This window comes from Williamsia sp. MIQD14 (genome assembly GCF_051025635.1).
Taxonomy (GTDB): domain Bacteria; phylum Actinomycetota; class Actinomycetes; order Mycobacteriales; family Mycobacteriaceae; genus Williamsia_A.
The window spans coordinates 22896-35841 of the sequence record NZ_JBPFDG010000003.1 but is presented as its reverse complement, the minus strand read 5'-3'; the positions used below and the strand labels follow the sequence as shown (position 1 = coordinate 35841).

The 12946-nt window shown below is 68.6% G+C and carries 14 protein-coding genes; 8 read left to right on the top strand and 6 right to left on the bottom strand.

Going from position 1 to position 12946, the window contains the following annotated elements; genetic code table 11:
• Positions 1-102: 102 nt before the first annotated feature.
• Both ACQ7HM_RS11680 and ACQ7HM_RS11675 read left to right on the top strand, forming a co-directional pair.
• Positions 103-933, top strand: coding sequence for an alpha/beta fold hydrolase (locus ACQ7HM_RS11680; RefSeq protein ID WP_434216452.1), 831 nt, complete (start codon positions 103-105; stop codon positions 931-933).
• Positions 934-986: 53 nt separating this feature from the next.
• Positions 987-1538 (top strand): pyridoxamine 5'-phosphate oxidase family protein, encoded by a 552-nt coding sequence (locus tag ACQ7HM_RS11675; RefSeq protein ID WP_434216451.1) that lies wholly within the window; start codon positions 987-989, stop codon positions 1536-1538.
• Positions 1539-1556: 18 nt separating this feature from the next.
• Here ACQ7HM_RS11675 and ACQ7HM_RS11670 read toward each other — a convergent pair whose 3' ends face one another.
• Positions 1557-2030, bottom strand: a complete 474-nt coding sequence (locus ACQ7HM_RS11670) for an SRPBCC family protein (RefSeq protein ID WP_434216450.1) — start codon at positions 2028-2030, stop codon at positions 1557-1559.
• 252 nt (positions 2031-2282) lie between these two features.
• Between ACQ7HM_RS11670 and ACQ7HM_RS11665 the strand changes: the two genes are divergently transcribed.
• Positions 2283-3197 (top strand): mechanosensitive ion channel family protein, encoded by a 915-nt coding sequence (locus ACQ7HM_RS11665; RefSeq protein ID WP_434216449.1) that lies wholly within the window; start codon positions 2283-2285, stop codon positions 3195-3197.
• Between the two features lie 44 nt (positions 3198-3241).
• Here the strand turns inward: ACQ7HM_RS11665 and ACQ7HM_RS11660 are convergent, their stop codons facing one another.
• Positions 3242-4189, bottom strand: a complete 948-nt coding sequence (locus tag ACQ7HM_RS11660; RefSeq protein WP_434216448.1) for a DMT family transporter — start codon at positions 4187-4189, stop codon at positions 3242-3244.
• Between the two features lie 78 nt (positions 4190-4267).
• Here ACQ7HM_RS11660 and ACQ7HM_RS11655 point away from each other — a divergent pair, with 78 nt between their 5' ends.
• Positions 4268-5104 carry a LysR family transcriptional regulator gene (locus tag ACQ7HM_RS11655; RefSeq protein WP_434216447.1) on the top strand — a complete coding sequence of 279 codons (837 nt, stop codon included), beginning with the start codon at positions 4268-4270 and terminating at the stop codon, positions 5102-5104.
• 34 nt (positions 5105-5138) lie between these two features.
• On the opposite strand, the gene ACQ7HM_RS11650 is transcribed toward ACQ7HM_RS11655, so the two are convergent.
• Positions 5139-6605: an MFS transporter gene (locus tag ACQ7HM_RS11650; RefSeq protein WP_434216446.1), complete on the bottom strand. Its 1467-nt coding sequence runs from the start codon at positions 6603-6605 to the stop codon at positions 5139-5141.
• 111 nt (positions 6606-6716) lie between these two features.
• Entirely contained in the window at positions 6717-7202 is a 486-nt protein-coding gene (locus ACQ7HM_RS11645) for an Lrp/AsnC family transcriptional regulator (RefSeq protein ID WP_434216445.1), read from the bottom strand.
• Positions 7203-7334: 132 nt separating this feature from the next.
• On the opposite strand from ACQ7HM_RS11645, the gene ACQ7HM_RS11640 reads away from it, so the two are divergent.
• Complete coding sequence (locus tag ACQ7HM_RS11640) at positions 7335-9659, top strand: transketolase-like TK C-terminal-containing protein (RefSeq protein ID WP_434216444.1); 2325 nt, start codon at positions 7335-7337, stop codon at positions 9657-9659.
• 19 nt (positions 9660-9678) lie between these two features.
• On the opposite strand, the gene ACQ7HM_RS11635 is transcribed toward ACQ7HM_RS11640, so the two are convergent.
• Entirely contained in the window at positions 9679-10257 is a 579-nt protein-coding gene (locus ACQ7HM_RS11635; protein WP_434216443.1) for an LGFP repeat-containing protein, read from the bottom strand.
• Positions 10258-10373: 116 nt separating this feature from the next.
• Between ACQ7HM_RS11635 and ACQ7HM_RS11630 the strand changes: the two genes are divergently transcribed.
• Genes ACQ7HM_RS11630 through ACQ7HM_RS11620 form a run of 3 tightly spaced genes read left to right on the top strand, consistent with a single transcriptional unit; the run spans position 10374 to position 12231 of the window.
• Complete coding sequence (locus ACQ7HM_RS11630) at positions 10374-10739, top strand: metalloregulator ArsR/SmtB family transcription factor (protein WP_434216442.1); 366 nt, start codon at positions 10374-10376, stop codon at positions 10737-10739.
• Positions 10736-11815, top strand: coding sequence for an ACR3 family arsenite efflux transporter (gene arsB, locus ACQ7HM_RS11625; RefSeq protein WP_434216441.1), 1080 nt, complete (start codon positions 10736-10738; stop codon positions 11813-11815). The genes ACQ7HM_RS11630 and arsB overlap by 4 nt, the downstream gene beginning before the upstream one ends.
• Positions 11812-12231 carry a low molecular weight phosphatase family protein gene (locus ACQ7HM_RS11620; protein ID WP_434216440.1) on the top strand — a complete coding sequence of 140 codons (420 nt, stop codon included), beginning with the start codon at positions 11812-11814 and terminating at the stop codon, positions 12229-12231. The genes arsB and ACQ7HM_RS11620 overlap by 4 nt, the downstream gene beginning before the upstream one ends.
• Here the strand turns inward: ACQ7HM_RS11620 and ACQ7HM_RS11615 are convergent.
• Positions 12222-12941 (bottom strand): GNAT family N-acetyltransferase, encoded by a 720-nt coding sequence (locus ACQ7HM_RS11615; protein ID WP_434216439.1) that lies wholly within the window; start codon positions 12939-12941, stop codon positions 12222-12224. The genes ACQ7HM_RS11620 and ACQ7HM_RS11615 overlap by 10 nt on opposite strands.
• Between the last annotated feature and the right edge of the window lie 5 nt (positions 12942-12946).

The following is a 12946-nucleotide window of genomic DNA, read 5'->3' as shown; positions in this document are numbered from 1 at the left end:
ACACCGCGGCGGCATCCTCGACGGGGCGGGAGTCGTCGCCGATCCCGGGGTGTCGGCGTAGCGTGCACCCACACCGACACACCTCCGACACGGGAGCTCCCGATGAGCAGCGTCGACCTACCCGCCGGCCCCATCGACTATCTCGACACCGGCGGCACCGGTCCGGTGGTGGTGTTCGCGCACGGCCTGCTCATGAACGAATTGCAGTGGCGGCACGTCATCCCTCTCCTCGGCGATCACCGGTGCGTGGCACCGACTCTGCCGCTCGGTGGTCACCGCCGCCCGATGCACGCGGATGCCGATCTGTCCCAGCTCGGTGTCGCGCGCATCCTCGCCGACTTCCTCGACGCGCTCGATCTCACCGACGTCACCCTGGTGCTCAACGATTGGGGTGGAGGCCAGTTCATCGTGTCGGACGGTCGCGCCGAACGAGTCGGTCGGCTCGTCCTCGCCTCGTGCGAGGCCTTCGACAACTTCCCGCCGAAACCCGCGCGACCGGCGGTGGCCCTGTGTCGGCTGCCCGGCGGCGCGGCATTGTTCCTGCGGCTGCTGGCCACGTCGTTCGTCCGCCACGACAAGCGCGCATGGGGCGGCCTGAGCAAGCGCGGAATCCCCGACGACGTGCTCGACGACTGGTTCACGCCGGCCACACGCAGTGCCGCCATCCGCCGCGACCTGGCCAAGTTCGCCACCGGTACGCCGTCCCGGAAGACCCTCCTGCAGTGGTCGTCTCGACTCGCCGACTTCGATCGTCCGGTGCTCGTCGTCTGGGCCACCGAGGACCGGATGATGCCGATCGACCACGCCTCGCGACTCGTGGACCTCTTCGCCGATGCACGCCTCGTGCACGTGGATGATTCGTGGACCCTGATCCCCGAGGATCAACCGGAGCAATTCGCGGCGGCCATCCGGGAATTCATCTCGACGGAGTGAGACGCCACTCGCGGCCCGGAAACCGACTTGCCCGCGCCGGTTACGCTCGGCGCATGGGAAAAGTGTTCGATTCCATCGACGACACCCTGCGCGCCTGGATCGAGCGACAACCGATGTGGTTCGTCGCGACAGCCCCGCTCGCGGCCGACGGCCACGTCAACGTGTCTCCGCGCGGCCATGATTCGTTCTCCGTCCTCGGGCCGCATCGCGTCGAGTGGGTCGACTACACGGGCAGCGGCGTCGAGACCATCGCACACCTGAGGGAGAACGAACGCGTCTGCATCATGTTCACCTCCTTCGAGGGTCGCCCCCGCATCGTCCGGCTCCACGGTCGCGGCTCGGTGTCGTACCCCGGCGAACCCGTATTCGAGGACGTGGTCGCGCGACACCCGGAGAACCCGAGCACGCGAGCCGTCATCACCGTCGATGTCACACGCATCAGCGACTCGTGCGGGTGGGGCGTGCCGGTCATGACGATGGACGGCGAGCGTGACCTGATCCGTCAGCACGCCGAGAAGAAGGGGCCCGACGGAATGGTTCGCTATCGGTCGCAGAAGAACGCACACAGTCTCGACGGCCTCCGAGGGCTCGCGCCCGGCGTCTGATGTCGTCGAGTCCTGACCTCACACAGCGGACTCGGCGCGCGCCTTGAGTTGTTCGAGCCCGCGGGCGAAATCGCCGCCGATGAGCTTGTCGAGGGGGACGACCTTCGTCATCAGCTTGGTGACCCCGGAGCGTTCGCCCGTCATCGTCCACTCGACACCGGTGGTGCCGTTGATCTGTTCGGCGATGGTGAACACCACCGTACTGGTGGACTTGAACGGCTTGAGGAATTCCAGACCGATGGTGACGCGGCGACGGGGGTCGACGTCGGAGATGGTCATGCTGCCGGCACCGGCCTTACGGTTGCCCTTCCACGAGTAGCTGGCCCCGACGCCGGAATCGGGCCCCGAATAGGTGCGCTCCACGTTCGGATCGGTCTGTTCCCACGGCGACCACGTGGTCCAGTGGTGGAAATCGGCGATGAGCGCGTAGACGACATCTGCGGGAGCGGCGATGTCGATCGACCGGGTGACGGTGTACGCGGAAGCAGCCATGGTCGACACCGTAGTGGTGCTCAGGCGGTCGCGGGGGACCGATTCACTTCCGTTCGCACGCGTGACCGCACGCGTTCGGTCAGCGTCAAGCCCCCATCAGGCATCGGGGAGCCGCGCACCGTGCAGACCCGTTGCCACATATACGAAACGACCACACGTCTCGCGAGGTGGGGCCACTCAGGTCGGTCGACGAGCGATGTCTAATCGCCGCAGCTTGACGCCCCCGGCCCCGTCGGCCGTATGGTCGGCGCGATGACGTCGAGTGCCCTTGCTTTCGAATGGACCGAAACGAACCGGATGTGGTTGTTGGAGAACCCGATACGGATAACTGCTTACATCGTCGCCGGTCTCGTCACCCGGTGGCTGATGCACCGCTTGATCGACCGGGCGACGCGGAGACCACTACGCCGTGACGGTGCGCCGACGGCGCCGACCCTCGTCCGCCACCTACGCGAGCGGGCGCCGCAGGCACTGCGCGACCCAGAGCTGATCGAACGGCGAGCGCAGCGCGCCGAGACGATCGGCTCGGTGGCCAAATCGTGTGCCTCGATCGTGCTGCTGCTCTGGGTGGTGTTGTCCGGTCTGAGCGTGTTGCACGTGAACATCGCTCCGTTCCTGGCATCGGCCGGGATCGTCGGTCTGGCGATCGGGTTCGGCGCCCAGAATCTCGTCAGGGACTTCGTGTCCGGGGCGTTCATGCTGCTCGAAGACCAGTACGGAGTCGGGGACATCGTCGATCTCGGGGAGGCGTCGGGAACCGTCGAGAGCGTCGGATTGCGTGTGACCACGATCCGCGACATCGACGGCACCCTCTGGTACGTGCGCAACGGCGAGATCATCCGGGTCGGGAACATGAGCCAGGATTACGCGGTCGCGCGGGTCGAGATCCCGGTCGCGCGTACCGCCGACCTCGACCGGGCGCAACGGGTCGGGTTGGCGGCGGCACGAGAGGCGGTCGCCGGACCACCGGCGTTCGACGCAGTGCTCGACGAGCCGCAGATGCTGGGAGTCCAGGACGTGTCGGCCTACATGGTCACGCTGCGCATGGTCATCACGACGCGTCCGAACGAGCAGTGGGCGGTGGCCCGACTCGTCCGCATGAAAGTCCTCGAAGCCTTCGAAACCCACCGGATCGCTCTGCCGACACCGGCTCTGGCGTGTGACTGAGCGTTGCGTCCTCGCCCGCTCGAGGGTCGGTGAGTCACGTGCCGTCAGCGCCGCAGGCAGTGCTCGTCGGCGATGGGCTCGACGTGCTCGGCGGCACCGTCACCCTCGGCCGGCGCCGTTGCTTCGTCGGATGTGCTGCGCGCCTGCAACACGCATGCCGCGGCGCCGAGCGCGAGGCCGCCGATGGTGAGCGGAGACAGGCTCTCCCCCAGCGCGATCCACGCCATCACCGAGGCGGCCGCGGGGATGACCGCGAACACGATCGACGCCGACCGCGCGCCCGAGGTCTTGATGCACGCGGCGTAGAGCGTGGTCGCACCCACCGAACTGAACACGATCATCGTCGCCAACAAGATGAGGGCCCGCGGCAGGTCGGTCGTGTGTTCGGGTGAGGTGGCGGCGAACACCGCGGCGACGGGTGTCGACGCCGTGAGGCCCAGCGCGCTCACCAGCCACACGTCCATGTCGGCACAGAACCGTCCCTGGTAGATCCCGCCGGCCGACAGACCGACCATGGCCACGACGACCGCGACGATCCCGAGTCCGATGCCGTGGTCGGCGACGATCTTCGGTGCGCAGGCCAGAACGACCGCGGCGGCGGCGAGCACGAGCGCGACCATCCCGCGCCGGGACTCGCGGTGCCCCAGGAGCACGATCATCAAGCCTGCGGTCACCACCGGGTTCAGCGCGATCACCAACGCCGCGAGCCCTGACGGCACACCGTGATCGAGTGCCCAGTAGAGCCCGAGGAACTGGATCCCCTGGGTCATCAGGCCCGCGATCATGGCGTGTCCGACCTGTCGCCGCGTCGGTCGCACCGGGCGACGGATCGCGACGATGACCCACAGCAGGGCCGCCGACAGCGCGAAGCGGAGCGCGATGACGAGGAACGGCGACATGACCGCGACGGTGGCCGACCCGATCGGGTACCCGGCCGCGTAGAGCAGCACGGTCGGGGCGGCCAGGCTGGGCGAGAGCGGGCGGTTCGGCATGCGTCCACGGTGCTCGGGGCGTCGGGGTGGTTTCAAGACCGTTCGCAGATCGTGAACGATCGGCGCATACTGCTCGTCGTGACCACCCTCGACATCACCCCGCTGCGGAGCTTCGCGGCGGTGGTCGCGTTCTCCGGTGTGCGTCGCGCCGCCGACGCGTTGCACCTGTCTCCGGCCGCGGTGACCGGCCACATCCGCAAGCTGGAACGCGAACTCGGTTGCCGCCTCGTGATCCCCCAGGGCCGCGGGATCGCGCTCACCAGTGACGGTGACGAACTGGCGATACGCGCCCGCGACATCATCGCCCAGCACGACGATGCCGTGCGGATGCTCACGCCCCACGACGACAACGGGATCCTCGTCGCCGCCACCGAGCACGCCGCGGAGTTCCTGGTCCCCACCGTGATGTCGCTCGTCCACGCCCGGCACCCGGAGCGGCCGGTGCGGCTACGTCTCACGCGCAGCGCCCATGTCCGCGATCTGGTCGACGACGACCGTGCCGACGTCGCCCTGATGCTGACCCGTCCTGCCCGTGGCAGCGTGCGCGTCGCGCCGATCCCCCTGCAGTGGTTCGCCCACGACGCCCGGCCGAACGAGGACCTCGTACTGTTCGCCGATCCGTGCGCCGTGCGGCACGAGGCGCTGGCCTCGCTGGGTCGGCGACCCCACCGGGTGGCGGCCGAATGTGTCGACCTCACATCGGTTGTCGGCGCCGCGCGGGCAGGAGTCGGGATGACCCCGCTTCCCCGCATCGGCCCGGCGCCCGACGGGCTGCGGACGGTTCGCGGCCTCCCGCCGATCCCCGACATCAGTCTCTTCGTCTCCACCGGCGACCGCGTCGACGCATCCATCCGACACGAGATCGTGGGGCTGTTGCGCCGCGCGTTGACCTCACGACCGGTCGGCGTCGCCTGACCACCGGGGCGGCCACGGCCGGCCGAGGATTCGATCAGTCCTCGACCGCGCGGGAATCGGTGAGCGTGAGCGCCCCGACGGCGGCGACGAGCCCGACGACGACCGCGAGGATGCCGTAGGTGATGCGCTCGCCGTGGAAGAACTGCGCAACGAGGTCACTGCTCCACGCACCCACGGGAAGTCGGGTGGTCACGAGGACGGCGATGAGCGTGCCGACGACCGCGGTGCCGACGCTGGTGCCCACCTCCTGCGCGGTGTCGTTGAGGGCGGTGCCGATGGAGGTGCGGTTGGCGGGCATCGCGTCGACCAATGCGACCGCGCAGATGGTCATGACCGTCCGCAGACCGATGGTCATGAGCACCATGCAGGCCGCGATCGCGACGTAGCCGTGGTCGACGCCCCACGACAATCCGGCGAGTGAACCGCCGAGGCAGGCGGCGCCGACGAGGCAGGCGATCCGATGTCCGAAACGCGTTGCGAGCCATTCCGAGAACGGTGTCGCCGCGATCATGGTGACGATGATCGGGAGGTTGGCCAGGCCGGCCCGCACCGGGGACCACCCGTAGGCGTACTGGAAGTGCAGGATCAGGCCGAACATGACCGCGGCCATGGCGATCGCGGTACCGACCTGCGCGATCGCGGCACCTCGGACGGTGCCGTTCGAGAACAACCCGAGATCGAGCATGGGTGCGGCGCTTCGACGTTCGTGGACGATGAACGCCGCACCCGCGGCGACGGCACCGGCGATGGAGGCGAGTGTGGGCGTCGAGAGCCAGCCGTGCTGGACCCCACTGGTCAGCGACCAGCACGCGAGCCCGATGGTGGCGATGCTGAGGACCGCGCCGGGGAGGTCGAGCCGATCGCGGGTGAGGCCGTCGCGCCGGTCGGGCGCCACACCGCGCCACACACCGATGCCGGCGATGAGCGCGATCGGCGCGTTGACGACGAGCAGCCATTCCCAGCGCACGTGCGCGAGTGCGGTGCCGCCCAGCACAGGTCCGAGGACGAAGCCGGCCATTCCGACGACGATCATCACGGTCATGGCGCGCATCCGCAGCGCCTTGTCGTCGAACAGCCGGAACACGAGCGAGTTGGTGATGGGCGCCATCGCCGCGGCCGCGACGCCGAGGGCGGCGCGCAGGGCCACGAGTTCACCGGTGCTGGTGACCGCGACGACGAGCAGGCTCAGCGTGCCGAACGCCGCGAGTCCGACGAGGAGCACGCGACGGCGGCCGAACCGGTCGGCGATGGATCCCGCGGTCAGCAGGAGTCCGCCGAACGTGAGCGAGTAGGCGCCGGTGATCCATTGCAGCGCGGTGGTGCTGCTGCCCAGGTCGCGACCGATGGTGGGCAGGGCGATCGACAGCAGCGTGTTGTCGACCATCTCGACGAAGAAGGCGAGGCAGAGGGCGGCGAGGGGGATCCAGGCCGCGGCGAGTGAGGTGTAGGTGCGCGCCGACGCGATCGGCGCCGGCGTGGTGGGCGCGGGTGTCGTGGTCATGAGGTCTCCTGACGTGTGAGGTCGGTGTCGAGACCAGACGTTAGGAATTGTCGCTGTCGTGGGCCTGTCGCGCGCTGTCGCCGGTCTGTCGCGCCCGCCGGCCCGTCGATCTCACGTCGCGTCGCCGGCGAGCTCCTCCAGCAGGGGCGAGACGCGGAAGTCGACCATCTCCCGCATCACCAGCCCGGTCGTGGTGCGCTCCACCCCGTCGATCGCGAGGATCTCCCCGGCGATCCGATAGAGGTCCTCGACGTGTCGGGCAACCACCTGGATCAGCAGATCCGCCACCCCGCTGAGCCCGTGAACCTCGACCACCTCGGGGATCAGCGCGAGCGCGGCGCCGACGGCGTCGAGTTCCCGTTGACGGAGGTTGGTCATGATGAACGCCCGCACCGGGTACCCGAGCGCGGCCGGGTCGACACGCCTCTCGAACGAGCGGAGCACATGCCCCTTCTCCAGTCTCGCCACACGCGACTGCACGGTGTTGCGGGAGAGGTGTGCGCGTTCGGCGAGGGCGAGCGTGGTCGCCCTCGGTTCGGCGTTCAGCGCCATCAGGAGTCGGGCATCGGTTGCGTCGACACTGCGCGGATGGGTCATTGTGCACACCTCGGTCCTGGTCGTGCGTCGCTGATATGTGCATTATGCGCAGCCCGCGGCGGGGTGGTTGCGCAATCGGCCAACCGAGAGCACCGTTCGAAGGACAGATCGCCAGTGTCGAGGAGAGTGCCCATGTCATCACCCAGCCACACCGACCCCGTTCACCAGGCCTCGCCCGAGCACCTCGACGAGATCGGTGAGCGCGTCCTCTGGCTGTCGACGGCGATCATCCACCACGCCAACCGGGTGCGGCCCAACCCGTCGGGACTGAAGGTCGGTGGTCACCAGGCGTCGTGCGCGTCGATGGTGTCGATCATGACGGCGCTGTGGTTCGACCAACTGCAGCCCGGTGATCGGGTCTCGGTGAAGCCACACGCATCGCCGGTCCTGCACAGCCTCAACTACCTCCTCGGGGATCTCGAGGAGAAATACCTCACCACACTGCGCGAGTTCGGCGGGCTGCAGTCGTACCCGAGTCGATCGAAGGATCCCGACACCGTCGACTACTCGACGGGCTCGGTGGGAATCGGTGCCACCGCACCGATCTGGGGTGCGATGGCGCGACGTTACGTGCAGACCTCGACCGGCCAGACGGCCAGCGGGCGTCAGTACTCCCTCGTCGGAGACGCCGAGCTCGACGAGGGTGCGGTGTGGGAGGCGATCCTCGATCCCGGTGTCGCCGAACTCGGCGAGGTCGTGTGGATCATCGACCTCAACCGGCAGTCGCTCGACCGGGTGGTGCCCATGATCGCCAGCGGTCGACTCGAGGCCATGTTCGCCGCCGCCGGTTGGCAGGTCATCACCGTCACCTTCGGCGCACTGCTCGAGTCGCTCTTCACGCGCGTCGGCGGCCCCGAGCTGCGCGACCGGATCCTGGGCATGCCCAACGCCGAATACCAACGCCTGCTGCGGTGTTCGCCCGCCGAGGTACGCGACCGCCTCCCCGGTGACGGCGCCGGCGCGGCCGAGGTCGCGGCGTTGATCGCCGATCTCGACGACACGACACTGGCCGCGGCGATCCGCAATCTCGGCGGCCACGACATGTCGGCGTTGATCCGGGCGTACCGCGAGATCGACGACACCCGTCCGACCGCCATCATCGCCTACACGATCAAGGGCTACGGACTGCCCACCGAGGGCCACCCGCAGAACCACTCGTCGTTGCTCACCGTCGACGAATTCGCCTCGTTCGCAAATGATCTCGGCCACGACCCAGCGCATCCCTGGCAACGCTTCGACGACGAGAGCGCACCCGGTCGACTGTGCGCCGCGACCGCCGAACGGCTTCGACGCGATCCGGTGCCGACCGCACCGCGGCTCGAGGTGCCCACCGACAGCGGGCGCACCCCGAAGGGCACCTCGAGCACACAGGCCGGTCTCGGTCGGGTGCTGCTCGACCTGAACCGCAGCGCCCCCGAGATCGCGCGGCGGGTCGTCACCGTGAGCCCCGACGTCAGCTCGACCACCAACCTCGCCGGCTGGGTCAACAAGGTCGGTGTGTGGTCGGCGGCCGAGCGCCACAACTGGTTCGACGACGATCCCGAGACCCTCATGCACTGGAGGGAGAAGCCGACCGGGCAACACATGGAGTTGGGTATCGCCGAGACCAACCTGGTGGGCCTCATCGGCGAACTGGGTGCGACGTGGAGTCGGTGGGGTGAGCCGCTGTTCCCGATCGGCGTCATGTACGACCCGTTCGTCGAACGCGCCCTCGAGCCGTGGTCGTACGGCATCTACGCGGGCGGTCAGTCGATCCTCGTCGGGACGCCGTCGGGGGTGAGCCTCGCTGCCGAAGGTGGCGCGCACCAATCGATCACGACCCCGTCGATCGGACTCGAGCAGCCGGGCTGTGTCGCCTACGAGCCGGCGTTCGGGATCGACGTGGAGTGGACGCTACTGGCCAGCATGGGACGTCTGGGCCGCCCGGACGGCACGTCGGCGTACCTGCGGCTGTCGACCCGACCGGTCGACCAGTCGATGGCGAACGTCCCCGACGATCCGGCGGCACGCGAACGCCGCCGCCGTCAGGTGGTCGCCGGCGGCTATCCGCTGGTGCGCCAAGCGAACCCGGCCGTCACGCTGGTCGCGATGGGGGCGGTGGTCCCCGAGGCACTCGCCGCCGCCGACCGCCTCGAACAGGCCGGTGTCGCGGCCGACGTCCTGGTGGTGACGAGTGCGGGACTGTTGTTCGAGGCGCTGCAGGCACGACGCGGGCAGGGTTCGGCGCCGACCTGGATCCTCGATCAGGTGCTCCCCGCCGATCGCGCGACCCCGATGGTGACCGTCCTCGACGGGCACCCGCACACCCTGGCGTTCCTCGCCGGTGTCAACCGGGTTGCGTCGGTGTCGTTGGGCGTCAGCAGTTTCGGTCAGGTCGGATCACTCGACGACGTCTATCGACTCCACGGTATCGACACCGACAGCATCGTGCGCGCCGCCCTCGACGTCACCGCCTGACGGCCCCGGCGTGGCCGGATCACGGCCAGACGAGCCGCCCACCCTCGAAGTTCTGCGCGTAGTTGCGACCGATGCGGTACTCATTGCTGGTGGGCATACCGTATTTGCCGCCGGGACCGCCCACGGCGGCGTACTTGCCGAGGATGCCGCCCCACACGGCGAACTGTCCGGTCTTGTCGCCGCTGTAGACGTTGCCGCCCTGGAAGAACTGTTTGCGGCCCTTGCCCGCGGCGTCGATCTCGTTGGTCGTCGGGAACTTCAGCGCGCCGCGCTCGAATCCCAGGCTGCCCCACTTGGTCCGGATCGGGTCGCTGACGGGGTGCGCGATCCCGTTGCTGACGTTGGCCTTCCAGTAGAACGACGTGCCCTTGTCGAATCGTTGGAACCGCCCGCGGTCGGCCGCGAACGCCTCGTCCATCGTGGGCTCTCCCCACTTCTCCACACCACCGGTGGCCTTGAACGCCTCGAGGATCCGACCACCGACGGTGTACTCGCCGATCTCGTCGGCACCGGCGATCGCGGTGGTCTGCGCCGAGCCCACCAGCACCGCCGCCATCGCCGCCACGGTCAGGGCAGTTGCACGCTTCTTGATCTGCATTGTCGGATCCTTACATACGGACGCTAACTGGTCTGCCCGTTGCCGGGAGGTGTGGTCCGATCGGAGTACGCGGCGACGGGACCCGAACCTGATTCGATGTGTGTCAATATAGACAGATGTCGAATCAAACGGCGCTCTCGGCCGAGCGTTGCGGCCCGCCACTGGTCCGCGAACCGCTCACGCCCACCTCCTCAGTGGAGCTCGCGACCATGTTCAAGGCGATCGCCGACCCCGTGCGCCTGCGACTCCTGAGTCAGGTGGCCGCCCACGACGGCGGACAAGCGTGTGTCTGCGACATCTCCGGAGCGGTGGACGTCTCACAACCGACCGTGTCGCACCACCTCAAGGTGCTGCGCGAGGCAGGACTCCTCGAGAGCGAGCGACGCGGGACCTGGGTCCACTACCGTGTCGTTCCCGCTGCCCTGCAGACGCTGTCGTCGTTCCTCGGTTCCGCGTCGAGCTCTGCGGCCGTGCCGACATGACCTCGGACGTCTCGACCGCGGGGCCGCCGCGCGTCGTGGGTCGACTCTCGGTCCTCGACCGCTGGCTGCCGGTGTGGATCGGTGTCGCCATGGTGGTCGGACTGGTCCTCGGTCGCCTGGTCGACGGACTGGGGGACGCACTGTCGGCGGTCTCCGTCGACGGGGTCTCGCTGCCGATCGCGATCGGCCTGCTCGTGATGATGTATCCGGTTCTCGCGAAGGTGCGCTACGACCGGCTCGACTCGGTGACCGCCGACCGGAGGATGCTGATCGCGTCGTTGGCCCTGAACTGGATCGTCGGGCCGGCCGTGATGTTCGCACTGGCATGGCTGCTCCTCCCCGATCTGCCGGAGTACCGCACCGGTCTGATCATCGTGGGCCTCGCGCGCTGCATCGCCATGGTCATCATCTGGAATGATCTCGCATGTGGCGACACCGACGCCGCGGCCGTTCTGGTCGCGATCAACTCGGTGTTCCAGGTGGTCATGTTCGCCGTTCTCGGTTGGTTCTACCTGTCGGTGCTCCCGAGTTGGTTGGGCCTCCCCCGGACGACGATCTCGACGTCGCCGTGGCAGATCGCGACATCGGTTCTCGTGTTCCTCGGGGTACCACTGGTACTGGGTTATCTGTCCCGCAGGATCGGCGAGCGCACCCGCGGGCGGGACTGGTACGAAACACGTTTTCTGCCGCGCATCGGCCCGTGGGCGCTCTACGGGCTCCTGTTCACGATCGTCGTCCTGTTCGCACTCCAGGGACGGCAGATCACCTCGCAGCCCGTCGACGTGCTGCGGATCGCCCTGCCGCTGCTGGCGTATTTCGCGGTGATGTGGGGTGGCGGATACGCCGTCGGCACCGCCCTGGGGCTGAGCTACGAGCGCACGACCACACTCGCATTCACCGCTGCGGGCAACAACTTCGAGCTCGCGATCGCCGTCGCGATCGCCACGTACGGCGCCACCTCCGGGCAGGCGCTCGCCGGTGTCGTCGGCCCGCTGATCGAGGTGCCGGTGCTCGTGGGGCTGGTCTACGTGTCGCTGGCGCTGCGGCGTCGCCTCAGGACCGAGGGGGTGCGATGAGTCAGGATCCGCCGAGCGTGCTGTTCGTCTGCGTGAAGAACGCCGGCAAGTCCCAGATGGCGGCAGCACTTCTACGTTCGCTCGTCGGCGACCGTATCGAGGTGCACTCTGCGGGAACGCATCCGGGGACAGAGGTCAACGCACTGTCGAACAGGGTCCTGGCCGAGTGGGACATCGACATCTCCGGTGAGACACCCCGCGCCGTGGATCCTCGACTGCTCTCCCGCGTCGACCACGTGATCACCCTCGGGCGCGAGGCCCACATCGATCCGGCCCACCGCGCCGGAGTCGAGAACTGGGACACCGACGAACCATCGACCCGCGGCATCGAGGGACTCGAGCGCATGCGTCTGGTGCGGGACGACATCGCAGCGCGGGTACAGGCCTTCGTCGACAGCCACCACCCTCAGGTCTGACGCGGGCCGGACCGGTCGTCGGGGACCCGATAGCCACGGAAGACCACCGACGATCGAGTACGGAAACCGAGACGCTCGTAGACCGAGATGGCACCCGAATTCGTCTCGGCGACATGCAGGAACGGGCGGTCGCCGGTCGCGGCGACGAGGCGGACCTGCGCGGCGAGCAGCCGCGCGGCCAGTCCGCGACCGCGGGCCTCCGGCGCCGTGCAGACGGCGCTGATCTCGGTCCATCCGGGCGGACGCAGCCGTTGGCCCACCATCGCCACGAGCCTCCCCTGGTCGCGGATCCCGAGATACACACCGAGTTCGGGAGTCCGGGGGCCGAAAGGTCCCGGCCTGGTGCGTTCGACGAGATCGAGGATGTCGGGCAGGTCGTCGGGTCCCAGCGTCAGGATCGCGTCGGGCGAAGGCCCCCGCGGTGGTGGCGAGCCGTCGTGCACCATCTGCCGACCCTCGAGTCCGAACACCTGCTCCCAGCCGTCCGGCGGGCGGTCGGGCGCACTGAACATGTCGGCGAACCCACCCGGCCCCAGCAGTGTGGCCAGGTCACCCCACCGCCGTGGATCGGAGGGGTCGACGGCGACAAAACTGCACACGCCGGGAGCGAAACCCGATGCGCTGCCGACCGTTCGGGCGAGATGCGCATGGCGACCTCGCAGCGCGCCTCTCACCGGGAAGTCGAGTGCGGCGTAGTCCGAGGCGTTCACGAGTG